This window comes from Dactylosporangium sp. NPDC049140, from assembly GCF_040648435.1.
The window spans coordinates 67766-92023 of sequence record NZ_JBEZDS010000043.1 but is presented as its reverse complement, the minus strand read 5'-3'; the positions used below and the strand labels follow the sequence as shown (position 1 = coordinate 92023).

The following is a 24258-nucleotide window of genomic DNA, read 5'->3' as shown; positions in this document are numbered from 1 at the left end:
CAAGAGCCGTATCGACGGCAACGGCGTCCACGGTCGCCGCCCGGGCGCGCAGCTCAGGTGGCCCGACGTAGCTGTACCGCCTACCGGCCTGGGCCTGCTCAGAGACGCGTAGCCGGCCCTTCATCCGGTTGCCACGCCGGTCTGGGTCTCGAGATCGGCCAGGAACCTCTCGGCGCGGCGGGCGAAGAGGTGGGCCCCCCGTTCGCCGGATCGGACCCGGGCTTCGTCGGCGGCGGCTCGTACGACGTCGACGGGTTCGCCGCGGGCGTGCAGCAGGCGCGCGCGCAGCAACAGGAGAAGTCCTTCGGCATAGCGCTGGCCGTGGGCCTTGATGGCCTGGTCGGCCCGGTCGAGGGCGGTCGCGGCCTTGTCGGGTATCTCGGCTGCCAGCCACATCTCGGCGATCAGTCCGTACCAGTAGGCGAGGCCCCATCGTGGCGGGTCGCGCAGGGTCGCGGCCAGGAGATGTTCGGCCTTGGCCGCGTTGCCGGCCGGGTCGTCGCCGGTGAGGGCACGGGCCCAGTACCAGTCCAGCCGTATATAGGCTTCCTGCGCGACGCCGGGAAGGTCGGCGTCGGCCGCGACCCACCGCTCGGTCGCGTGTATCGCCCAGGCCGCGTCACCGGCCATTGAGGCAGCCATGGTTTGGTAGCGGGTCCAGCCCGACATCTCAAAAGTGTCTCCCTCGGCCTGGTACACCGTGCCGAGCAGGGACCGCGCCGTCTCGACATCGCCCTGCAGCGCGGTGATCACGGCCAGATAGCCGAACCACTCGTCCGGGATCCGCCAACGTCCGAGGTCGTGGCGGCGTCGAATCGGGGCACCCCCGACCTGGCCGGCGAGGTGGTACAGGCTTTCCTGAGCCGGCCCTGGGTGCGGGTCGGCCGAGTTCGCGAGCAGCGAGGCAACGCCGTCCACAGTGGTACGGCCGAGCCAGCTGAAACACTGATACGCCGCGCCGATGTCGCCGATGTCCCAATTGTGCAGGCCCCAGGCCTGCCGGCCGTACGCCTGGATGATCGGGTCCGCGGACGCCTGGCCTTGCTCATGCAGCCGGCGAGCCCACATCCCACGGTCTTTCTCGGTGTTGACGTAGGCCCCGGTCATTCGAAAGAAGAGGAACTCGGCGGCGGCCGTCTCGCGGCCGAGTTTGCCGGCAAGATATGCACCCCGTTCCAGCAGATCGAACGTCGAGCCGCCCATTCCCGGGGGCTCGACGGCGAGGAGGTTGAGCAGCGACAGGACGGACAGTTCCAGCTCCAGCAGCCCTGCCGTCCGGGCGATCTGCACGGCCGATTCCAGGTTCCGATAGGCGGCTGCGAACGCGAGCTTGGTCGCCGCGCGGCGACCGGCGCGCGCCAGTGCCCTCGCGGTGCGACCCGGGTCGGCCAGGGGGCCGGCGCCCCGCAGGTGGTAGGCGAGGCGTTCGGCGACGGACTCGTCGTCCGCATGAATGTGTTCGAGGGCGTCGGCGACGCGCAGATGTAGCTGGACGGCCTGCTGCCGCGCAGTGGTCTCGGTGACCGACTCGCGGACCAGGTCGTGCGCGAAGCGCCACGAGAACGGGTCTTCCGGCTTGGTCTCCAGGAGACCGAGTGCTTGCAGCGGTTCGAGGCGTTCGAGGCAGTCCGCGATGTCGACACCGATCGCGCGGGCGAGCAGGTCGAGGTCCACGTCGCGGCCGATGACCGCGGCGATGCGCAGCAGGCCGTGAGCGCTGTCGTCGAGACCGGTCATCCGATCGCGGACGACGTCTCGCACGGTGGCCGGCACTCCGGTCCGTGTTGATGCGCCGCCGTCGCCGAGCGAGCCGCCGTCGCTGAGCAGCCGGGACAGCTCCTGGACGAAGAACGGATTGCCGGCGGTGCGGACATGGATGTCGCGGGCGACCTCGGCACCGGGATCGTGGCCGGTTTCGCGGCGGATGAGCTCGGTCACGTCGGTCAAGCCGAGCGGGCCGAGCCGGATCCTGCGGTGGCCGGGCTGCCGGCTGGCCTCAGCCAGCACCCGCGACAGGCTGGAGCCGGGTGTGGGTGCGCGATCGCGCAGCACACCGATGATCACCGTGCCGGCGGGTAAGCGGCCCGCCAGGTGGCCGAACAGCTGGAGCGAGGCGGCGTCGGCCCACTGCAGGTCATCGACGATCAGCAGCATGGGCCGTGGCGCCGAGGCCTGCCCGACGACGGTGACGACCTGCTCGAACAGTCGGAACTGCGCACCGCTGTCGAGAATCGCCGGCGCGGCCGCATAATCGTCGTCTCGCGATTCGAGGAGGCCGCCGACCTCACTGGCGAGCCACTTCTCCCGCAACGGCGCGGGCAGGCTGTCGAGAATCGGGCGGAGCGTCTGTTCCCAGGGCCACATCGACGGTGTTCCGTCGCCTTCCAGACACGAACCCCACACGACCAGCGCGCCACGCTGGCTCGCTTCGGCGGCGATCTCTCGCACCAGGCGGGTCTTGCCCACGCCCGGCTCGCCTTCGACGATGCGGAGCGCCGGGCTGCCGGTGAATGCCATGTCGACGGATTGCCGCAGTAGGGCGAGTTCCTCGGCCCGGCCGACCAGCCCAGCTGCCGTTCGCACCGACGCGCCGTCACCCCCACCGTCCGTACGCGCCACGAGCGGCGACGCCGAGGGCTGCGACAGCACTCGCAGGTGTGCGGCTTGCAGCTCCGGGCCAGGATCGATACCGAGCTCGTCGGCAAGGCGGGCGCGGACCTCGCGGAACAACGACAGTGCCTCGGCCTGACGTCCCGCCGCCCCGAGGGTGGAGATGAGGCTGGCCTGGACGGGTTCGTGGAACGGCGCCATCGATGCGGCCATCTGCAACGCCGCCAGCACCCGTGCCGGTCGGCGCAGCGACACGGCCAGTTCGGCCGCTTCAGTGCACGCGGCGTAGAACTCGTCGTCGATGGCGGCGAAGATCGGCAGCGCGGTTGACCTGTGCGTGAACCCGTCGCCCGCACGGCCCCGCCAGACGCCGAGCGATTCGACATAGCGATCGAGCGCCAATTCAAGGCGTTGCTGTGCGAGGGCATCCTTGGCCGTCTCGACGAGTTCCCGGAAGGTGACGAGATCCAGGGTGCCGGGGGCTGCGGTGAACAGGTAGGCGTTTCCGCGGCGGTGCAGGTAGGAACCGTGTGTACGGGCGGGGACCGCGGGTTCGAGCAGTCGGCGCAGCGCGCCGACGTATTTATGGATGACGTTGAGCGCACTGCTGGGGACCTCGTCGTCCCAGATCAGGTCCATCAGCTCGCTCGTGCTGACCGGCCTGCCCACCCGGGCCAGCAGCAAGGCCAGCAGATAAGCCTGTTGCCGGGGACCGGCATCCACTTCGACACCGTCGCACCACACCCGCAACGGACCAAGGACCTGAAGGCGTACGAGAGTGCCACCGGCCGGCCGATCTTCGTTGCCCGGCCGGACAACATCAACGGGCAAGGCCACGCCGACTCCCGGGTGAAACGACAGATTGCCAGCTAACCAACCGCCAAAATCACTATATATAGCAGTGCGAAGCTGCCAGGTCCACAGTCGATGTCGCTTGCGTCGTTGATCGGCGGCGCGATGATCCCGGCGCCCTAGCCAGCCGCGCTCGTCGAGGCCGAGATCCCTGTACGGAGACCCCGGTAGCGTTCGCGCCGAACCCGCCGCCGGAACCCTCCCCCGCGTTCTCGCCGCCCTCCTGCCTGCCACCACCACCGCCGCCCGGCATCCCGGCCCTTGGGCGACCGAACCTGCAGAACCTGACCTCATCGGCCATGACCGGATGCTTGGAGAGGTCGGCATTGCGAGGTGGTCGAGGTGGAGGAGGTGCCGAAGTCGATGCCGAGCGTTACCGCCGGCAGTTGGTACCACACTCGGTGGCGTTTGCCCGTGGGCCGTACGGGTAGCCCGCGGCGATGCCTACCCTCACCCTCAGCGACCTGCACGCCTGGCTGGAGCGCCGCCGCCGCGACGGCGTCGTCACCTACGACCCGCAGCAGCGCTCCGCCACGGTGCTCGGCCACCCGGAGACCGTCGCGGTGCTCGCCGATGCGGCAACGTACTCCTCCGACCTCGGCGATCTCATGCCCCGGCAGGAGGACTTCGAGCTGTTCCAGCGGGGCAACTTCGTGCGCATGGACCCGCCCCGCCACGACGCCCTGCGCCGCCTGGTGGGCCAGGCGTTCACGCCGCGGGTGGTCGCCGGCCTCGAGCCGCGCATCGCCGAGCTGACCGAGGCGCTGCTGTCCGCCCGGGCCGGCGAGCGTGGGTTCGACCTGATCGAGGACCTGGCGTACCCGCTGCCGGTGATCGTCATCGCCGAGCTGCTCGGCATCCCGACCGAGGACCGGCCTCTGTTTCGCAGCTGGGCCGACCGGCTCTTCGAACGCACCGACGCCGGCCCCGACGAGTCACTGCCGCGCCTGGCAAGCGAGGAGTCCCTGGCCGCGGCCGCCCCGGCGGTCCGCGAGATGAACGCCTACCTGCTCGCCCACATCCGCGCCCGCCGCGCCGCCCCGGCCGACGACCTGATCAGCCGCCTCGTGCAGGCCGAGGCCGACGGCGCCCGGCTGGACGACGAGGAGATCGTCGGCTTCGCCGGCCTGCTGCTGCTCGCCGGCCACATCACCACGACCGCGACGCTGGGCAACGCGGTGCTCTGCCTCGACGAGCACCCGGACGCCGCGGCCGACCTGCGGGCCGACCCGGCGCTGCTGCCAGGCGCGGTTGAGGAGGTCATCCGGCTGCGCACGCCGTTCCCGCGCCTGGTCCGCCGGGCCACCGCCGACACCGACCTGGCCGGCGTCGCCGTCCCCGCCGGCACGCTGGTCGTCACGTGGCTGGCCGCCGCCAACCGCGACGAGCGCGTCTTCGCCGACCCGGCCCGCTTCGACCCGCGCCGCTCCCCGAACCCGCACCTGGGCTTCGGCCACGGCCTGCACTTCTGCCTGGGCGCGCCGCTGGCCCGCATAGAGGCGCGCGTCGCCCTGGGCATCCTGCTGCACCGCTACACCGACATCGCCGTCGATACCGCCGAGCCCGCCGAGTTCCGCAACCCGTGGGTGATGATCACCCCGACGCGGCTGCCGGTCGCGGTGGGCCCGGCCACGGTCCCGGCCGGTTGAGCCGTCCTCAGCCGGTCCGGAGGGCCGCGGCGGTACCGAGGGCAAGGTGCGCCTCGTGTCTGACGGCGACGGCGCGCACGACAGGCGCCGCACGAGCCGGTAACCCGTGGCGTGGTTGACACCGCCGCGCTGTCGCGGCTCTTGGGTTGAGCGGCCGCGCTGGTCGAATCTGCCGTACGAGCTTCGAGAAATCCGGGACCCGGTGGGTGCGTTTCCACGCCCTGCCTGGCTCCAACGCTGTCCCGAAACCGGGCTGCAAGAAGGCTGGGACGACGGGCTGTCTATCCTAGACTGCGCCGATGGTGCTTGATCGAAGGACGTACCGGCTCGTCGACGGGGAGCGGATCGAGGGTACGTGGCGGCCGATCTTCATCCGCAACGGCTCCTCGTACTTCCTCGCCGACCTGCTGATCTTCGCGGACGGCGCGATCAACTGCTGGGACTGGGTCGACCTCGACGGGTTGCGGGGGAAGCTGGACAGCGGCTGGGTCGCCACCGAGCTGGAAGCGGGCGCGGACGCGTCGGCGCATCACCTGGCGAGCTGGCGGTTCGACGGGCCGGAGGTCTGGGTGACCGCTGAGGAGCTGCTCGGCGAGGTCGCCGACGAGATCGACCGGCTCAACGATCGACCCGACTCGACCGGGCGCTGCCGGCAGGCCCTCGATCGGTACCTCGAGACGCGGGCCGAGCCCGACCGGCACGCGATGCGGGCGGCGTACCTGGGCATCCCCGAGCACCTGCGGCACTACGCCCTGGGTGACATGGACGCCAAGGACGGCCCACTGCGGGTGCTCTGCACGCCGCTGGGCGAGGAGACCGCCTACGGCGAGCGCGTGACCGAGGCGATGCACACCCGGGCGCTGGAGTATTTCGCCGAGCGGAACCGCTGGGCGACGGAGTACCGCGAGAACCGCCCGGCCGACGGCCCCGACCAGGCCGAGCGCCCGACCGTCAAGCTGGCGTCGATCCCGGGTCGGTTCCCGGCCGAGCCGGGCGTGCTGGCCCTGCGCAACGAATACCCAGTGCCGATCGCGATCGCCGGCGACACCTACGCCAGTGCGGCGCACGCCTACTGGGCGCTCGCCATCACCGACGAGGCGGCCCGCGCGGCGATCCGGGACACCGAGCACGCGCTCGGCGTCGAGCGGGCGGTGGGGCGGGCGCCGCTGCGGCCGGACTGGCCCGACCTGCGCCTGGCCGCCATGCACGCGGTGCTGCGGGCCAAGTTCGACCAGCACCCGGCGCTGGCCGACGTACTGGTGGGGACCGGCGACGCGCGCATCGAGTACAACGTCAGCTCGGCCTTCTGGAGCGGGGGCACCAAGGGCCGCAACTGGATGGGGCGGCTGCTGGAGCTGGTCCGCTCCGAGCTCGTCGCGCAGCGGGCCGGCTTCCGCCCGTAGGCCGCCGCCCCGCTCAGCCGCGCCGGACCGGCTTGATCACCGGGCCGGCCGGGGTCGTGGCGGTGGCCATGGTCGCCTCGGCGAGGGGGCCGGACCGGGGTCGCCCGCGAACCAGACGGCCCACCATTCGCCGTCGAGGGTGGCGGGCGTGGATTGGCCCCCGGCGAGGGTGAGCTCGACGAGTCTCCGCCGTTCATCCCCGATTCGCCCGAGTTCATGACGGTGCTGATCGAGGTGCCGCCGGGCGAGGGCATCCCGCCGCACCGGCAATCCGGCCCGCTGTCCGCCTACGTCCTCGAAGGCGAGATGATCTTCGAACTGGAGGGCCAGCCGGAGCGACTGGTCCGAGCCGGCGAGGCGGTGTTCGAGCCGGGCGGCGACGTCATCCACTACCAGACCACCAAACCCCGGCCGGACACCTGGCTGCGCTTCCTGGCCACCATGATCATGGTGCCGGGTCAGCCGATGCAGACGCTCGTGAGCGATGAGGAACTCGAACAACGCCGCGAACGGCGTGCACCACGGCTTTCGTGAACGGAGCTACACACGGCCTTGGTTCGCTACTATCCCTCGTTCGCCGAGAGCTGCCGTGACGAGCGCCTGTCAGGCGGGCTGTCGCACCGCTGTCCCAAGCCGATTGTCGATCAGGTATCGCCAGCGTCCATCCGCGCCGCGGCGCGCGACATCGCTTGCCGTGCCGGCAACGTGCAGGTGCCTGCCATCGGAACCTGTGCCATCGATTGCCCAGTCCACGACGATCTCGGCGATGTCGCCGGCAACGAACACATGGCGCGCCTTGGCCTTCAGCGGCAGGCCGAGGCTGAGGTCTTGTTCGAGTTCCGCCTCGATCTCGGTGCGATCAGTGACGGTTCGCCCGTCGTCCGAGATGAGCACGGCTCCTTCGTACAGGGTCATCATCTCGCTGACCCTGCCGGAGTTGAATCGCTCAACCAGCGACGGGATGACACCTTCGGGTTCGGTGGGGAGGGAATAGGACTCGGACATCTCGGCCTCCTGTTCGTGTTCGTTGAGCGGTCTCCTGTTCGGGTTGGTTGAACTGCAATGCGTCCGTCCCACGCTATAGCGCGGGTGAGGCCTGGCTGGAGGAGAATGCGGGTGATGGCCTGCCCGGGAACAATACCGCCAGACGATCGCGTCCCGAAGTCCTCACGGACGAACGCGGATGATCGTCTTCCCGTTGATCCGCTCGGTCGGGTTGAGGGCAGCGACAGCGTTGTCGAGGGTTGCGACGTTGCCGATGTTTGTCCGTAGTCGACCGTCCCGCACCCGCTGGACGATCTCACTCAGTTGGGTGCGATCGGACTCGACGACGAAGTCGACCGTCAATCCGACGGCGGGCCGCGCCTCGGATGGCCCGACGACGGTCACCAGCGTTCCTCCGGAGCGAATCAGGCCTGCGGACCGATGCTGGATGTCGCCGCCGATGACGTCGAACACCAGATCGACGCCGCCGACGTCCTCCAGGGAGTCGTTGTCGAGGTCGACGAACTCCTGCGCGCCGAAGTCGAGCGCCTTCTGACGGTCGGCTGCGCGCCCCGTACCGATGACATACGCGCCAGCCCCGCGCGCGAGTTGCGTCACCATCGTCCCGACTGCGCCGGCCGCGCCGTGCGCGAGCACACTCTGCCCAGCCTGAAGGCGGCCGTGCTGAAACAGCCCTTGCCACGCGGTCAGGCCCGAGATCGGCAGGCTCGCGGCCACCGTGAAGTCAACGTCGCCCGGCAACGGCGCGAGGTTGCGTGCCTCGACGGCCACATACTCCGCCAAAGTGCCGTCGCGATGCCAGTCCGTGATACCGAATACCCGCTGCCCCACCGACAGACCGGTCGTGCCGTATCCGAGTGTGGTGACCACTCCGGCCATCTCGTGCCCGGGGATCGACGGTGTTCGGTCACGGTCGGCGCGATCGGTCCAGGTCGAGGGCCACTCCGTCTCAGTCGGGACGAATCCCGACGCATGAACCTGAACGACGACGTCGTTAATCGCTGCCGGCGGCTCGGGCCGCTCCACCAGTGCCATCCCGGCCGTCCCCGCAGCCTGGTCCCTCACCACGATCGCCTTCACCTGAAACCTCCCTCCCAGTCCTCGCCCACACAGCATTGGTTCGCCAATGTGAGTGGCATCAGACCTCAGCGTAAGAGCTGTCCGGACACCTAGATCGTGTCACCGTGCCGCACGGCCTGTGCCGACCAGCACGGAGTAGACGCGCTGCGCTCGTACCCGGTCGGGCCGGGCACAAACTCAGCGCGGTGACGACCTGAGCGCGTTCGTGCGTGCGGCGTGGGCAGCCGTGGTACTGCCGCAGCGGTGCCCGACGGACCGATGGCCGGCGAGCTGGGTTGGTGTCGGTGGCGCTTGGCACCGATGCGGGCCGGCTTGGCACGATTGAAGCGAGGACGTAAGAGGACGAGGAGGCGAAATCATGCGGATTCTGATGATCGCGCCCCCGGGTGCGGGCAAGGGAACACAGGGCGCGCTGATCGCCGCTCATTTCGACATCCCCTGTATTGTGGTAGGGGAGAAGCTGCGCGATCACGTCGCCCGGCAGACGGATCTCGGCCAGGCCATTCAGAGTCACCTCGAAGGTGGGCAACTGGTACCTGACGAGATCGTGATGGACTTGGTCCGCGAGGGGTATATCGCTGCCAGGTCGGTTGGCAGCGAGTGTGTGGTCGACGGGGTGCCGCGCACGCTGGCCCAGGCCCGGGCGATGTACGTGATCGGCGTGGAGCTGAAGATGACCGCGAACATTGCGCTGCATCTGGCGGCCGACGACAAAGAGGTGACGCGACGGCTGTTGGCGCGGGCCGTCGTCGAGCGCCGCGCCGACGACACCGAGGACGTCATCCGGCGGCGGCTGGAGTTGTACCACCAGGTGACACACCCGATCCTCGCGTGGTACGCCGACCGCGGCATCCTGGTGTCAGTAGACGCGATGCGCTCCGCCTCGAGGGTGGGCCGGGAGATCATCGTTGCGCTTGAGGCGATGCGCCCACTGGTCGACTACGTTCCCGAACACTTGCGCCGCCCGGTCGACCTCACCGGCCTCGACGCCGCCTTCGGACACGCCGACAGCGACACCGCGACACAAGGCTGAACGTCCTGCTGTCGGTGACGCCGCCGCAGCTGGTAGCGCCATCCCCACGAACCACACAGCGACCTATTCGGCCGGCGTCCAGTAGTGCTTTGTCGGGCGTTTGCGGGTCTGGCACGCGCCAGACGTACACCAACGCCACGGAAGGGCTGAGTCGCTTCGAAGCGTCGCTCGACAACGACGCTCTCACGCCGCGGCCACCTGAGCCGGGCGGCCGGGTCCGGCCACGCTCAGCCGGCTGCGCTGCGCAGCACGCGGCGCTCGACCTCATCGTCGTGCCCGATCAGGACAACCGTCACCAGCTCAGGCGGAAACAAGCCATGGTCCACCAGCCCCGGGGTCGCGGAGAGGCGAGCCGCAAGCCGGGCCGGATCGCCGACCGCGCCCAGGTAGTCGGCGATGACGCCGCCGTCCGGGCTCCTCGCTCGACGTTCACAGCCACATGGTCTCCCGAGGCGGCTACATGATCCCCGGAAGTGCCGAACTCCACCGGCGCGGTCATCGGTGTATGACCCGCCGAGCCGGGTACCGGCCAGGTAACACAGGCATCACCTGGAATGGTTGGAGTGACCAGGGATTATGAGCGTTCGGCATGCAGCGCCCGGCTCCGGTACCACGGAATCCGCCACTCCGCGGCGGGAGAGTAACGGCGCGCCCCGCGACGATCACATCATCGTGTTGTTCGGCGCCACGGGGGATCTCGCCGGACGCGAGTTGCTCCCCGGGCTGTTCCGCCTGGCAAAGGCGGGCCTGCTGCCGACCAGGTACCGCGTCATCGGCTCGGCGAGGTCCACGCTGACCGACGACGAGTTCCGCGAGCGCGCTCGGCGTGCTGTGGTCGAGTTCGGGAAGGTGGAGCCGACCGACGAGGAGTGGCGTGCGTTCGCCGACTCGCTGTCTTACGGCGCCGCGACGCCGGCGCAGCCGCAACCGCTGCTCGACGCGGTGGCCGCGGCCGAGAAGGCGCTCGGCGGTCACCCACGCCGGCTGTATCACCTGGCCGTGCCGCCGACCGCCTTCGCGCCCACGATCCGCATGCTCGCCGACACGGATCTCGCCAGAAACGCCCGAATCATCGTCGAGAAGCCGTTCGGCACCGATCTGGCGTCGGCCCGTGCGCTCAACGACACTGTCCACGCCACCTTCGACGAATCTCAGGTGTTCCGCATCGACCACTTCCTCGGCAAAGAGTCGGTCGACAACATCCTCGCCCTGCGGTTCGCCAACGGGCTGTTCGAACCGATCTGGAACCGCGACCACATCAGCTATGTGCAGATCGATGTGCCGGAGACGCTCGGGATCGAGGGCCGGGCCGCGTTCTTCGAACAGACCGGCACGTTCCGCGACATGATAGTCACCCACCTGTTCCAGGTGCTGGGGTTCGTGGCGATGGAGCCACCCACGTCCCTGACGGCCAAACAGCTGCGCGATGAGACGACCAAGGTCTTCGAGGCGATGCCGCCGCTGGACCCTGGCCGGGTGGTTCGCGGCCAGTTCCGCGGCTACCGCGACGAGCCCGGCGTCGACCCGCACTCGCAGACCGAGACGTTCCTCGCCGCCCGCGTCGAGGTGGACAACTGGCGCTGGTCGGGGGTGCCGTTCTACCTGCGCTCCGGCAAGGCGCTCCGGCAGAAGCGGCAAGTGGTCACGCTCGGGTTCAAGGAGCCGCCACTGCGGATGTTCGCGCTGGACCGGGATACGCGCGATGCGACGCCCAGCAACAAGCTGGTGATCGAGTTCGACGACCCGGGCTGGATCGCGGCTCGTTTCCAGGCCAAGGAGCCCGGCGCCGCCATGCGACTCGGCGAGGCGACCATGACCTTCCGGTACGCCGACTCGTTCTGCACCCAGTACACGCTGGCGGGGTACGAGCGGCTCATCCTCGAAGCCATGCTGGGCGACCAGTCGCTGTTCACCCGCGCCGACGGCATCGAGCGGCTCTGGCAGGTGTCCGCACCACTGCTGGACAACCCACCACCCGTAGAGCCGTACGCGCCGGGATCGTGGGGCCCGGACTCCATCGAACGGCTCATCGCGCCCCACCACTGGTACCTGCCGGACAGGTGACCGGCGACAAAGTGCTCGCCGCCGGCCGTACGTGGTGGACTCGTGTCAGCCGTGCTTTTCCGCGTGGCCGCCGAACTCGCTGCGCATCGCGGAGAGCACCTTGTCGGTGAACTCGCCGAGCCCGCGTGACTCGAACCGCTCGACGAGCGCCGTGGTGATCACGGGAGCAGGCACGCTCTCGTCGATCGCGGCCTGGACGGTCCAGCGGCCCTCGCCGGAGTCCGAGACCCGCCCGGTGAAGTCGTCCAGCTGCGGTGAGCGGGCCAGCGCGTCGGCGGTGAGGTCGACCAGCCACGATCCGACGACGGAGCCGCGCCGCCACACCTCGGCGACCTCGGCGACGTCGATGTCGTACTGGTAGGCCTGCGGGTCGCGCAGCGGCGCGGTCTCGGCGTCAACGAGACGGGTGGTCTTGCCCGCGTCGGCGTGCCGGATGATTGAAAGACCCTCGCCGACGGCGGCCATCATGCCGTACTCGACGCCGTTGTGGACCATCTTCACGAAGTGGCCGGCGCCGTTGGGTCCGCAGTGCAGGTACCCCTCGGGGGCGGTCCCGTCACGGGTCCGGCTCGGTGTGGGCTCCGCGCTGCCGCGGCCCGGGGCGATGGTCTTGAAGATCGGGTCGAGCCGCCGGACCGGCGCCTCCTCGCCGCCGATCATCAGGCAATAGCCGCGTTCCAGACCCCACACCCCGCCGGACGTACCGCAGTCCAGATAGTGGATCCGGTACTCGGCGAGCTGCCGGGCGCGAGCAATGTCGTCGCGGTAGTACGAGTTCCCGCCGTCGATCACCACATCGTCCGGGTCGAGCAGCGGGATCAGCTGCTCGAGCGTGGACTGCACGGCCGCGGCCGGCACCATCAGCCAGACCGCGCGCGGCCTGTCGAGTTTGGCCACCAGATCCGCGAGCGAGGTCGCGCCGGTCATGCCCTCGCCGGCGAGCTGCCGCACGGTGCTCTCAGTGAGGGCGTACCCGACGCACCGGTGGCCGTCCTGCATGAGCCGGCGGACCAGGTTCGCGCCCATCCGCCCCAGGCCGACCATGCCGACCTGCATAGGTGTCTGCGTAGTCATAACGATTCCCCCTCAAGCGGCGCCTCGCAGGTCCTTTAGACGACCGCGGCGCGTTGTGTGGAGATCCGTTCGATCAGGTCGTTCCAGGCGGCGACGAACGACCTGGCTCCGTCGGCCTGCAGCGTTGCGGCGAGCTCGGCCACGTCGATGCCGGCGTCGCCGAAGCGGGCCAGCATCGCGTCGCAGTCGTCGCCGTCGGCGGGCATCGGCTCCCCGACCTCGCCGTGGTCGTAGAACGCCTGCAACGTCGCGTCGGGCATGGTGTTGATCGTGAACGGGGCGGCGAGCCCGTGCACGTAGAGCGTGTCGGAGGCCGCGGGGTCCTTGGTCCTGGTGCTGGCCCACAGCAGCCGCTGGACGCGCCCTCCGGAGTTCTGCACGCGCTGCACCCGGTCGGAGTCCATGAGCCGGCGGTACGCCCGGTAGGTGGCGAGCCCGACCGCGAGGCCGAGCTGTTCCTTCAGCTCCTCGGGCACCTGGGTGGCCACGGCGACGTCCCACCGGGACATGAAAACCGAGGCGACCGACCCGACCGCTGGATCGAGCTGCTGCTCGAGTCGCCGTTCGACGCCGGTCAGGTAGGCGTCCGCGGCCGCCTTGTACTGCTCGGGCGAGAACAGCAGCGTGACGTTCACCGGTACGCCGGACGCGACGCACTCGGTGATCGCGGGCAGGCCCTCTGCGGTGCCGGGAATCTTGATCAGCAGGTTGGGTCGTGGGGCGCGCGCGTGCAGCGCCTTGGCGGCCTCGATCGTCGCCTGTGTGTCGTAGGCGAGCAGCGGCGAGACCTCCAGCGACACCCAGCCGTCCACGCCGTCGGTGCGTTCGTGGATCGGCAGGAACTGGTCCGCGGCCCGCCGCAGGTCTTCGATCGCCAGGTCGAAGAACAGCTCCTCGTCGGAGCGCCCGCTGCCGCCCTTCTCGCGGATCTCGTCGTCGTAGCCGCCGGATTCGATGGCCTTGTCGAAGATTGACGGGTTCGAGGTGAGCCCGGTGACCGAGTACGTGTCGATGTAGTGCTGGAGCTGGCCGGAGTCGAGCATGCCGCGGGTGATGTTGTCGAGCCACAGGCTCTGCCCGTGCTCGTGCAGGGTCTGGGTCGCCTTCACGTCGCCTCCTCGAAAAGGGTCTGCGGGTCGCCGTGTCGGTCAGGTGCTGGCGGCCACCTGGTCGCGGGCCGCTTGCGAGACATGTTCGGGCGTGAAGCCGAACTTGCGCAGAAGGTGTTTGAGCGGCGCGGAGGCGCCGAACGTATGCATGCCGACGACCGCGCCGCTCTCGCCGACATACCGGTGCCAGCCGAGCGTGGACGCCTGCTCGACTGCGACCCGGGCCCGTACCGACGGGGGCAGCACCTGCTCGCGGTACTCGCGTGGCTGCCGGTCGAACAGCTCCCAGCACGGCATGCTGACCACCCGGGCGGCGACGCCGTCGCGGGCGAGTTCGTCGCGTGCTGCGAGCGCGAGCGCGACCTCCGAGCCGGTGGCCAGCAGGATGACGTCCGGCTCGCCGGAGTCCGCGTCGGCCAGCACGTATCCGCCCTGGGCGACCCCCGACGCGGCGGCCAGCCGGGTGCGGTCGAGGGTGGGCAGTGGCTGGCGGGTGAGCACGAGGGCCGCGGGCTCGTGCCGTAGTCCGGCGACGATCCGCCAGGTCTCGGCCACCTCGTTCGCGTCGGCGGGGCGGAACACCAACAGGCCCGGCATGGCCCGCAGCGAGGCGAGCTGCTCGACGGGCTGATGGGTCGGCCCGTCCTCGCCGACTCCGATCGAGTCGTGGCTGAAGATGTGCACCGTGGGGATCTCCATCAACGCCGAGAGCCGGATCGCCGGGCGGGCGTAGTCGGAAAAGATCAGGAATGTCGCCCAGTACGGCCGAAGCTTGGTCAGCGCCATCCCGTTGGCCATCGCCGCCGCCGCGTGCTCGCGGATACCGAGGTGGAAGTTGCGTCCCGACCGGTCCTCGGGCTGGAAATCGCCGGTGCCGGGGAACTTGAGCCGCGTCTTGGTAGACGGGGCGAGGTCGGCCGCGCCGCCCAACAGCCAGGGCACCGCCTGCGCGAGCGCATTGAGCACCTGACCGGAGGAGTCACGGGTGGCGAGCCCCTTTGCATCGGCCGGGAACGTCGGCAGCGCGTCCTGCCAGCCGTCCGGGAGATCCCGCCGCTGCATCCGCTCGATCTCGTCGGCCAACTGCGGATACTTGCTGCGGTACCCCTCGAAGCTCGACCGCCACGCGTCGCGCGTCGCGCTGCCGCGCGCGCCGATACCTCGGGCGAACCAGTCGTACACCTCGTCCGGAACGTGGAAGTCGACGTCCTCGGGCAGACCGAGGAATCGCTTGGTCTCCCGTACGGCCCGCGCGCCGAGCGGCTCGCCGTGCGCTTGCGCCGTGTCTTCGACCGGCGAACCGTACCCGATGTGGCTGTGCACCACGATCAGCGTCGGACGCTCGTCTTCGGCCCGGAACGTGTGCAGCGCCCGCTCCACCGCGTCGAGGTCGTTGGCGTCCGCGACGGTCGTGACATTCCAGCCGTATGCCAGGAAACGCTCAGCCACGTCCTCGGTGAACGTGATGCCGGTGTGGCCCTCGATGGTCACCCGGTTCGAGTCGTAGATCCAGCACAGGTTCGACAACCGCTGGTGACCGGCGAACGAGGCCGCCTCCGACGAGATGCCCTCCATCATGTCGCCGTCCCCGGCGACGGCGTACACGTCGAAGTCGAAGAGACCGAAGCCGTCGCGGTTGTACCGGTCGGCCAGCCACTGGCCGGCGACGGCCATACCCACCGAGGTAGCGACGCCCTGACCGAGCGGCCCGGTCGTCGTCTCGACCCCACTGGTCCAGTGGTACTCGGGGTGGCCCGGGCAGCGCGAGTCCAGCTGCCGGAACGTTTTGAGGTCCTCGAGGGTGACCGAGGGACGGCCGAGCACTTCGTAATCCGGATCGACTGCCCGCACCCCGCTCAGGTGGAACAGCGACCAGAGCAGCGCCGACGCATGGCCCTCAGACAGCACGAACCGGTCCCGGTTCGGCCAGATCGGATCAGCTGGGTCGAAGCGTAGGAACCGCTGCCACAGTGTGTACGCGACCGGCGCGATCCCCATCGGCGTGCCCGGATGTCCGGACTCCGCCCGCTGGACCGCGTCCATGCACAGGCCACGGACGGTGTTGATCGACAGCGTGTCCAGATCGATGGTCGTGGTGGTCAACATGGCCTCCGTGGATCGTAGGTCTTGGCGTAGCGCGTCAGCGTTCCAAGCCCTGGTCGCAAGCCCTTCTAAACCAACCAGCCCTTCTGAACCAACCAACATCCACAGGGTCCCGACAGACTCACCCGGACCGAGCGATTGTCATGCTGTCCGCGACACGCGCCGCTGCTGCGCAGACCCTGGTCATGGATCACCGGCGAGCCGCCGGCTTCAGCAACGCGGCCTGCGGGGCTCGGAAATCGGGTTTGGCTATGCGGCCTGCGTGTATTCGTTGACCGACGGCGCGAGGGTTCCTTGATGTGGGGACGTGCGGCCCGAGGTTTACGGGCCATGCACCCGGAAAGTAACTGTCGTAAGTCGTACAAGGGGCTCGACGCGTGAAGCTGCTGCTGAAGCAGACCAACCTGGCCCACGGAGGATGCGCCATGACACCTATCGAGCTGTACCCCGACGACGTCTACAACCAGCGGACGATCCGCCAGGGCCACCCACCTGACTGGGTCAACCGCGAAGGTGGTAACTACGACCTGGTGGTGCTCGGCGGCGGACCGGCCGGCCTCACCGCCGCCACGACTGCCGCCGTAGGCGGGCACCGCGTCGCGATGACGGAGCAGCGACTGACCGGGGGCACTTGTGTCAACTTCGGCTGCACGCCGAGCAAGGCGCTGATTCGCAGCGCACGTGCGGTACACGATGCGAGCCGCGGGGCCGAGTTCGGGTTTCGGCTGGACGCCCCACCCCGAACTGATTTCAGCTCGGTCATGGATCGGGTCCGCAGGATCCGTTCGATGAGCAGCGCAGGCGATGCCGTCGAGATGGCCGAGCAGGCGGGGGTGGAGGTCTACCTCGGGCACACGCGCTTCACCGCACCGAATGCCGTGGAGGTCGAGGGCCGGACGCTGCGATTCCGGAAGGCTGTGATCGCCTCCGGATCGGACCCCGTGGTGCCCCCCATCGAGGGACTGAAGGCCGGCGAGTACCTGACCAACGAGACCGTCTTCTCACTGACCGAGCTGCCAGCCAGGCTGGTCGTCATCGGTACCGGTCCGCTGGGATGCGAGCTGGCCCAGGCCTTCCGCCGTCTCGGCAGCGAGGTGGACCTCGTCGGCCGCCCCAGGACCCTGCTGCCCCATGATGAGCCGGAGGTCGGTGAGCTGATCCGTCGCCGGTTCGAGCAGGAGGGTATACGACTCCATCTCGGGTTCACGGCAGTACGGGCGGGCGCCGGCCGTTTGCTGGTGCTAGGCCCCGACGGGACACACGAGCTGCCCTATGATGCGCTGCTGCTCGGCACCGGCCGCAAGGCGAACGTGCAGCACCTGAACCTGGACGCGGCAGGGGTACACGTCGCCAGAGACGGCGTGCAGGTAGATGCATACCTGTGCACCAGCAACCCCGACATCTATGCCGCTGGCGATGCAACCTTCCCGCAGAAGTTCACGCACGTGGCCAATGCGACAGCGCGGCTCTGTGTCGCCAATGCGCTGGATGGAGCGCATCACCCGGCGCGAGAGCTCGTCATACCCCACTGCACCTACACCGATCCCGAGGTGGCCGAGGTTGGCCTGACACCGCGCCGAGCCCGCGACGAAGGTGTCGCCATCGACGCTTACCGGCTCGACCTGACCAAGGTGGAGCGGGCGTTCATCGACGGCGAGGAAGACGGATTCGGGGCCATCTACACGCGCAGCGGCAGCAGCGAAATCGCAGGAGCGACACTCGTGGCGGCGCACGCCGGTGAGATGATCAGCGAGCTCACGCTGGCAATCACGAACCAGATGACCTTGGAGACGCTGGCCCACACGATTCACTGCTACCCGACCCAGGCCGAGGTCTTCCAGCGGATCGCACTGCAGGCCGGACCCCAGAGGGTCGCTGTGGCCCACTGACAGGTTCGGCACCCGGGGCGGCCGCTTCGGATCCGCTCGCCACGGACTCCGGCACCGACCATCGCTGAGCGGCCGGCCCGGCTGCGGGCTGCCTACGCGGTCAGGGCGATGTACTTCTCCTCGAGGAATTCCAGGATGCCTTCGGAGCCGCCCTCGCGGCCGAGACCGCTCTGCTTGACGCCGCCGAACGGCGCGGCCGGGTCGCTGACGACGCCCCGGTTGACCGCGACCATGCCGACCTCGAGGCGGCGAGCCACCCGGATCGCCTCGCGTTCCTCGCCGAAGACGTACGCCATCAGCCCGTACTCGGAGTCGTTCGCCATCCGCACAGCCTCGTCCACGTCGTCGAAGCGCACCACCGCCGCGACCGGGCCGAAGATCTCCGTCGTGTTGACCGTCGAGCCGTGCTGCACGCCGGTGAGCAGGGTGGCGTCGTAGAAGGCGCCGTGCTGCGACGCCCGGCCGCCGCGCAGCAGCATGGCACCCTCCGCCACTGCGGTCTCGACGAGGGCCGCCACCTTGTCGCGCTCCTGCACCGAGACCAGGGCGCCGAGGTCGTGAGCGCGGTCGAGCCCGGGTCCGAGCGACAGGGCGCCCAGTGCGGCGTCGAGGCGCGCGACGAACTCGTCGTGCACGCCGCTGTGCACATAGAGGCGGTTGGCCGCCGTACAGGCCGCGCCCCCGTTGCGCATCTTGGCCACCAGCGTGCCCTCGACCGCGGCCGCCAGGTCGGAGCCGGGCAGCACGATCAGCGGTGCGTTGCCGCCGAGCTCCATCGACGTGCTGACGACCCTGTCGGCGCAGGCGTGCAGCAGCTGGCGGCCGACCTCGGTGGAGCCGGTGAAGGACAGCTTCCGGACCTCGGGGCGGTCGATCATCCGTTGCACCAGCGGTCCGGTCGGCACGGGCGTGACCAGGTTGACGACGCCGCGCGGCACACCGGCGCGGGACAGCACCTCCACGACGTACGCCGCGGTGAGCGGGGTTTCGCGGGCCGGCTTGAGGATCGTGGTGCAGCCGGCCGCGAGGGCCGGGGCGAGCTTGCGGGTCGCCATCGCGGCGGGGAAGTTCCACGGCGTGATGAGCAGCGACACCCCGATCGGCTGCCGGTCCACGATGATCCGCTTGTCGCCGGCGGGTGAGAGCCGGTAGTCGCCGGGCACCCGCACGGCCTCCTCGGCGAACCAGCGGAAGAACTCCTTCGCATAGGTTGCCTCGCCCATGGCGTCCGTCCAGGACTTGCCGTTCTCGCGCACGATGATCTCGGCGAAGCCGGCGACTTCGGCGCTGAGGATCTCGTACGCGGCACGCAGTACCTCACTGCGCTCGCGCGGTGCGGTGGACGCCCAGGCCCCCTGCGCGGCGGCGGCCGAGTCGACGGCGTCCATACAGTCCTGCTGGCTCGCGGCCGCGAAGCGCGCGACGGTGGACAGGTCGGCGGGGTCGACGACATCGAAGCGGCGGCCGTCCGATCCGGGCCGCCACCGCCCGTCGATGAACAGGTCGGCGTGCATGCGCATCCTCAACTCCTCCGCGACGGCGACGGCGTACGACGGTCGCGAGCCGGGACCGGTCGCGCACGGGCGGATCGACCGGCGCGGATCGCCTTCCCCGCAAGCGTTTCAGTGCCGCTCACGCTTGAGCATCTTGTCGTATCGTCATACAATTTGGCAATGCCTGACGACGACGAGGTGCCGGCAACCGATCTCGCGAAAGCCCAGCCCGACGGCTTCGACCGCCTGCTGCGTGGGGCGATCGACCTCCACGTGCACGGCCGGCCCGATCTGTCGCCCGGCCTGCCCAACCGCGGCCACGACCTCGACGTGGCACGGCTGGCACGGGCGTACGGGATGTCGGGCTGGGTCCTCAAGTCGCATCTGTGGGCGACGACGGACCGTGCCCGGTCGCTCCGGGAGGCGATGGCCGGCACCGGCTTCACCGTGCACGGCAGCATCACCCTCAATCCCCCGGCCGGCGGCCTGGAGCCTGCCGTCGTCGAGCTCGCGGCCGCGCACGGCGCCCGCGTGGTGTTCCTGCCGACCTGGGGGTCCGCTGCCGACCTGGGCCGCGGCGGATACATCTCCACGCTGCTGGGCCGCATCGCGCCGTCCTTCGACGAGTACGCCGCCCGGACGCCGATCGCCCTCTGCGAGCCGGACGGACGCCTGGCCGGGCGCACGCGAGCGGTGATCGACGCCTGCCGAGCGCTCGGTCTCGCGCTGGCGACCGGGCACGCCTCGGTCCAGGAGAGCCGGGCGGTCGCGACCTATTGTGCCGAGGTCGGGCAGCGGCTGCTCGTCACCCATCCGCTGCACTACACGACGGACCCCGCCCAGCTGCGGGAGTTCGCCGACCGGGGCGCCTATCTCGAGTTCTGCAACGCGCCGCTGGTGCACCCGGACGGGCACCTGACCGTCCGGGACGTGCACGAGGCGCTGTCCGCGGTCGGCCCCGGACGGGCGGTCCTCACCACGGACGTGTTCTCACGGTGGGTGCCGCCCGAGCCGGAGTGCCTGCGCATGTTCGTCGAACAGCTCGCCTATCTCGGCTGGACCGCCGAGCAGATCGGCGTCATGGTGTCCGCCAATCCCCGTTCCTTCCTGGGAGAACCCGTATGAGAATCGACGACGTCGACCCCGCGAGCATGACCGGCGAGCAGCGGGCGCTGTACGACATCTACACCACCGGGGCCCGGGTGGCGCCGGACAGCCCGTTCACGCTCGTGGACGCGGACGGCCGCCTCCTGGGCCCGCCCGCGATCTGGATCATCAACCCGGTGTTCGGCAAGGCGCTGCAGCAGATCGGCAGCGCCGTCCGGTTCGGTTCGCAGCTGCCGGCCCGGGCCCGTGAGATCGCGATCCTGCTCGTCGCCCACCACCATGCCAGCGCCTTCGAGCTGTACGCGCACGAACGCGCCGGTGCGGCCGCCGGCCTGACCGAGGCCGATCTTGCGGCCCTGGCCGAGCGGAAGGAGCCGGCCGGGCTGTCCGGGGTGGAGGCGTGCGTCCTGCGCACGACCGTGCGCATCCTGGAAGCCGGAACGCTGGACGACGACGAGTTCCGTGACGCGGCCACCGCGCTCGGCGAGCCGGGGCTGCTCGAACTGACCACGATCGTGGGCTACTACAACATGGTTGCGTGGCAGCTCGCGATCTTCGACGTCCGGCCGCCGCAATCCGCGTGAGCTACTCGATCTGGATCCTCGAGTACGGCTACGTCGAGCGGTTCCCGGCGAGCAACCTGTTCGCCGCGCAGCCCAACGAGGGGCACCGGCGGATGCCGTACTGCTTCGGGCTGGTGCGGTCGGCGGACCGGTGCATCCTGGTGGACACCGGCTTCGCCGACCCCGCCGTCCACGAGCGGCTGACCGCCAAGTACGGGCGAACCCGGTGGTGCACGCCGGTGGACGCGCTCGCCCGCGTGGGCGTCCGGGCCGAGCAGGTCGACACGATTCTGCTGACCCACAACCACTTCGACCACGCCGGCTGCGTCGGCGCCTTCCCCGGCGCGCACGTCTACATCCAGCGGCGCGAGATCGAGTCGTACGTCGCGGCGGCCGCCCGGCCCGGTCGCTTCGAGTTCCTGACCAGGTCCTGCCAGGCCGATCTGCCGCAGCACCTGGCGTCCCGCCGGGCGACGCTGGTCGACGGGCTCGCCGAGGTCGCGCCGGGCATCGAGCTGCGGCCGGCCCACGACACCCACACCGCCGGCTCCCAGGTCGTCGCGGTCACCAACGCCGATGACGGCACCTGGGTGTTCGCCGGCGACAACGTCTACAGCTACGAGAACCTCGAGGGCCTGCGCGGCGACGGTGTGCTCGCGCCGATCGCGATGACCACCGGCAGCGCGGCGACCTGGCTCGACTTCGCCGACGGGATGCTCGCCGGCGTCGGCGGCGACAGCCGGCGGATCCTGCCCTTCCACGAGGCGGCCGTCTGGGACCGGTTCCCCTCCGCGACGTGGGACGACGGTCTCCACGTCGCGGAGGTGTCACTGGCCGGCGGGCACGTCAGCGCTGTGTCCGCAGACCGAACCGGGCGATGAGCCGGGTCGCCAGCGCATAGGCGAGGTGACCGGCCGGCCACTGCGTCACGTTGTGGCCGGCGGGATCGTGGTAGTAGTTGTGGCAGCCGGAGTTCATCGCCGACGCGCTGGTCGCCAGCCGCCGGTCGACCCACTCGACGAACCGGCGGGCTGCTGCCGGCACCGTGTCGATGCTGCGCCGGCGGGTGCGCCCCATCCGGCGCACGGACTGCACGACGACCTCCGCCTGCCGCTCGAGCTGCGCGATCACCGAGACGCCGCCGTTGGTGTTCGGGCCGTACAGGATGAAGAAGTTGGGGAAGCCGGGCACGGTGATGCCCAGGAACGCGCTGGCACGCTCGCGCCAAACGTCGTGGATGCTGCGCCCGTCGCGGCCCTTGACGTCGAGGCTCGCGAGGAACCGGGTGGGCTGGAAGCCGGTGCTGAGGATCAGCACGTCGACGTCGCGGGCGGTCCCGGTCGCGTCGACCACGCCGGTCGGGGTCACCTGACGCACCGCGTGCGGCACCAGCTCCACGTTGTCGCGGTTCAGCGCGGGATAGAACGTGGAGGACAGGACCGGTCGCTTGCAGCCCCAGGGATGGTCCGGCGTCACCGCGGCGCGGGTCGCCGGGTCGGTGATGCTGCCGGCGATGAACGCTTCGCACAGCGCCCGCATCCGCCGCTGGCGCGAGGATCCGACGTCGTAGCCGCGGAAGCGCCGGTTGCCCTTGTGGAAGATCCACGCGCGGTGCAGACGCTGGGCGAGCGGCACGTTGCGAAACAGCCACCGCTCGCGCGGGCTGTACTCGCGCTCGTGCTTGGGCTCGACCCAGCCGGGCTCACGCTGGAAGACGTGCACCCGGCCGGCTGTGGGCGCGATCGACGGGACGATCTGCACCGCGGTCGACCCGGTGCCGACCACCGCCACGGACTTGCCGGACAGGTCGTGGTCCTCCCAGCGCGAGGTGTGGAAGCACGGACCCGTGAACGTCTCGAGGCCGGGCCAGTCCGGGTAGCGCGGAACGCTGAGCAGGCCGAGCGCGGAGACGACGAGGTCGAACTCCTCGATGTCGCCGTTGCCGGTCGACAGCCGGTACGTGCTGGTCGGCTCCTCCCACACCAGGTCGGTCACGCGGGTGTTCAGGCGCAGGTGCGGCGTCAGCCCGAAACGTTCGACGACGTGCTCGGCGTACTCGAGGAGCTCGGACTGCGTCGCGTGGGTGCGCCGCCAGTCGTACTTGAGGAAGGAGAACGAGTAGGCGTGCGAGTGCACGTCGACCTCGCATCCCGGGTAGCGGTTGTCGAACCAGGTGCCGCCGACCCCGGCCGACTGCTCGAAGATGACGAACTCGGCCGAGGTGCTCCGGCGGAGCTTGACCGCCGTCGCGATACCACCCATCCCGGCGCCGATGATGGCGACCCGGAGGCGCCGGCGTGTCATCGGCTCTCCGGCGCCGGGTAGTCGGCGGCGTTGAACACCCACCCCTGCATGGCGGAGAAGTCGAAGCGGGGCGGGCAGAACACGTCGATGAGGTGGTTGGTGCCCGGGCTGACGGCCTCGCTGGTGTGCAGCGAGGGCGGCGGGATCACGGTGACCGACGGCGCGACGACCCGCTGGTGCTCGTCCTCGCGCCAGTTGGCCTTGTTCGTCGTCCACGGCCAGCGGATGTGGTGGACGTATTCCCCCGCCAGCACGATCGAGCACTGCTCGAAGTCGTCGTGCTTGTGCGGCGACATCTTCGACGGGTCGCGTGGACCCTGCTTCGGGTCGATGAAGTTCACCATGAAGGTGGTGCAGCGGTAGAGCCGGAACGGGGGGTTCGGCAGCGGCGGGACGGTCAGGTCGTAGGTGCGGACCCGGTAGCCGCCGACCGGCTCGGGCCAGGGCTGCAACGGCGGGATGTTCTCGTGCGGCTCGGCGTACGAGGCGGCGTTGGCGGCCAGTTCGGCGATGTCCGCGGACCGCGTCGTGAGCAGTCGCAGCACCCGGCCCTGCCCGGTGACGGTGACCGTGCTGTCGCCGGGCGGCACGACGATCATCGTCCGGCCGGACGCGGAGACCTCCTCCCCGGGCGCCTGGACGGTCGCCGTCAGCCCGTCGTCGGCCAGCAGCACCACGTACTCGTCGGGCTGTGCGCTGCGGGCGAAGGTGGCCGTGCCGTCGAGGTCGGAGTAGCCGACGACGAAGTTCTGGCCGCGGGCGTACCAGGTCGAGACGTCGCCGGTCTTCTCCGTCGGCGCGACGTCACGGAACTGGACGTGCTCGGCGCCGGAGAACCGTTCGGGGGTCGGCGGCGTCGCCGTGCTCGACGGCAGGGTGGAACGCAGATCGCCTTTGTCGTACGCCATCGGGGTTCTCCT

18 protein-coding genes are annotated in these 24258 nt (G+C 69.9%); 9 read left to right on the top strand and 9 right to left on the bottom strand.

Features of this window, described 5'->3' with window-relative positions:
• Nucleotides 1–120: 120 nt before the first annotated feature.
• Complete coding sequence (locus AB0B76_RS44465; RefSeq protein ID WP_360387594.1) at nt 121–3447, bottom strand: BTAD domain-containing putative transcriptional regulator; 3327 nt, start codon at nt 3445–3447, stop codon at nt 121–123.
• Between the two features lie 455 nt (nt 3448–3902).
• On the opposite strand from AB0B76_RS44465, the gene AB0B76_RS44460 reads away from it, so the two are divergent.
• From AB0B76_RS44460 to AB0B76_RS44450, 3 genes are all read left to right on the top strand, one after another.
• On the top strand, nt 3903–5111 hold the full coding sequence (locus AB0B76_RS44460; RefSeq protein ID WP_360387591.1) for a cytochrome P450: 1209 nt from the start codon (nt 3903–3905) through the stop codon (nt 5109–5111).
• A 299-nt stretch (nt 5112–5410) separates the two neighbouring features.
• Nucleotides 5411–6514: an NADAR family protein gene (locus AB0B76_RS44455; protein WP_360387588.1), complete on the top strand. Its 1104-nt coding sequence runs from the start codon at nt 5411–5413 to the stop codon at nt 6512–6514.
• Between the two features lie 153 nt (nt 6515–6667).
• Nucleotides 6668–7048, top strand: coding sequence for a cupin domain-containing protein (locus AB0B76_RS44450; protein ID WP_360387585.1), 381 nt, complete (start codon nt 6668–6670; stop codon nt 7046–7048).
• 69 nt (nt 7049–7117) lie between these two features.
• On the opposite strand, the gene AB0B76_RS44445 is transcribed toward AB0B76_RS44450, so the two are convergent.
• Both AB0B76_RS44445 and AB0B76_RS44440 read right to left on the bottom strand, forming a co-directional pair.
• Nucleotides 7118–7519, bottom strand: coding sequence for a DUF4440 domain-containing protein (locus AB0B76_RS44445; protein WP_360387582.1), 402 nt, complete (start codon nt 7517–7519; stop codon nt 7118–7120).
• Between the two features lie 162 nt (nt 7520–7681).
• Nucleotides 7682–8599, bottom strand: coding sequence for an NADP-dependent oxidoreductase (locus AB0B76_RS44440; RefSeq protein ID WP_360387579.1), 918 nt, complete (start codon nt 8597–8599; stop codon nt 7682–7684).
• 358 nt (nt 8600–8957) lie between these two features.
• Here AB0B76_RS44440 and AB0B76_RS44435 point away from each other — a divergent pair, with 358 nt between their 5' ends.
• Nucleotides 8958–9632 carry an adenylate kinase gene (locus tag AB0B76_RS44435; protein WP_360387576.1) on the top strand — a complete coding sequence of 225 codons (675 nt, stop codon included), beginning with the start codon at nt 8958–8960 and terminating at the stop codon, nt 9630–9632.
• A gap of 672 nt (nt 9633–10304) precedes the next feature.
• Nucleotides 10305–11696 (top strand): glucose-6-phosphate dehydrogenase, encoded by a 1392-nt coding sequence (gene zwf / locus AB0B76_RS44430; protein ID WP_360387573.1) that lies wholly within the window; start codon nt 10305–10307, stop codon nt 11694–11696.
• A gap of 45 nt (nt 11697–11741) precedes the next feature.
• Here the strand turns inward: zwf and gnd are convergent, their stop codons facing one another.
• The 3 genes from gnd to tkt are packed head-to-tail and all read right to left on the bottom strand — an operon-like array spanning nt 11742 to nt 15985.
• Nucleotides 11742–12752 (bottom strand): phosphogluconate dehydrogenase (NAD(+)-dependent, decarboxylating), encoded by a 1011-nt coding sequence (gene gnd / locus AB0B76_RS44425; RefSeq protein ID WP_360387570.1) that lies wholly within the window; start codon nt 12750–12752, stop codon nt 11742–11744.
• Between the two features lie 53 nt (nt 12753–12805).
• Nucleotides 12806–13879, bottom strand: coding sequence for a transaldolase (tal, locus tag AB0B76_RS44420; protein WP_360387567.1), 1074 nt, complete (start codon nt 13877–13879; stop codon nt 12806–12808).
• Between the two features lie 39 nt (nt 13880–13918).
• Nucleotides 13919–15985 (bottom strand): transketolase, encoded by a 2067-nt coding sequence (gene tkt / locus AB0B76_RS44415; protein WP_360387564.1) that lies wholly within the window; start codon nt 15983–15985, stop codon nt 13919–13921.
• Between the two features lie 374 nt (nt 15986–16359).
• Between tkt and AB0B76_RS44410 the strand changes: the two genes are divergently transcribed.
• Entirely contained in the window at nt 16360–17871 is a 1512-nt protein-coding gene (locus tag AB0B76_RS44410) for an FAD-dependent oxidoreductase (RefSeq protein ID WP_360387561.1), read from the top strand.
• A gap of 92 nt (nt 17872–17963) precedes the next feature.
• Here AB0B76_RS44410 and AB0B76_RS44405 read toward each other — a convergent pair whose 3' ends face one another.
• A complete protein-coding gene (locus AB0B76_RS44405) occupies nt 17964–19391 on the bottom strand; it encodes an NAD-dependent succinate-semialdehyde dehydrogenase (RefSeq protein ID WP_360387558.1) in 1428 nt (475 codons plus the stop codon).
• 153 nt (nt 19392–19544) lie between these two features.
• On the opposite strand from AB0B76_RS44405, the gene AB0B76_RS44400 reads away from it, so the two are divergent.
• The 3 genes from AB0B76_RS44400 to AB0B76_RS44390 are packed head-to-tail and all read left to right on the top strand — an operon-like array spanning nt 19545 to nt 21915.
• Nucleotides 19545–20489, top strand: coding sequence for a DUF6282 family protein (locus AB0B76_RS44400; protein WP_360387555.1), 945 nt, complete (start codon nt 19545–19547; stop codon nt 20487–20489).
• The gene (locus tag AB0B76_RS44395; protein WP_360387552.1) at nt 20486–21055 is read left to right on the top strand and encodes a carboxymuconolactone decarboxylase family protein; all 570 of its coding nucleotides are present in this window, start codon (nt 20486–20488) and stop codon (nt 21053–21055) included. Before AB0B76_RS44400 ends, AB0B76_RS44395 begins: the two co-directional genes overlap by 4 nt.
• Nucleotides 21052–21915, top strand: coding sequence for an N-acyl homoserine lactonase family protein (locus AB0B76_RS44390; RefSeq protein WP_360387549.1), 864 nt, complete (start codon nt 21052–21054; stop codon nt 21913–21915). Before AB0B76_RS44395 ends, AB0B76_RS44390 begins: the two co-directional genes overlap by 4 nt.
• Here AB0B76_RS44390 and AB0B76_RS44385 read toward each other — a convergent pair.
• Together AB0B76_RS44385 and AB0B76_RS44380 are read right to left on the bottom strand one after the other, a co-directional pair.
• Nucleotides 21881–23338 (bottom strand): NAD(P)/FAD-dependent oxidoreductase, encoded by a 1458-nt coding sequence (locus AB0B76_RS44385; RefSeq protein WP_360387546.1) that lies wholly within the window; start codon nt 23336–23338, stop codon nt 21881–21883. The genes AB0B76_RS44390 and AB0B76_RS44385 overlap by 35 nt on opposite strands.
• Nucleotides 23335–24246 (bottom strand): hypothetical protein, encoded by a 912-nt coding sequence (locus AB0B76_RS44380; RefSeq protein WP_360387543.1) that lies wholly within the window; start codon nt 24244–24246, stop codon nt 23335–23337. Before AB0B76_RS44380 ends, AB0B76_RS44385 begins: the two co-directional genes overlap by 4 nt.
• Nucleotides 24247–24258: the final 12 nt, after the last annotated feature.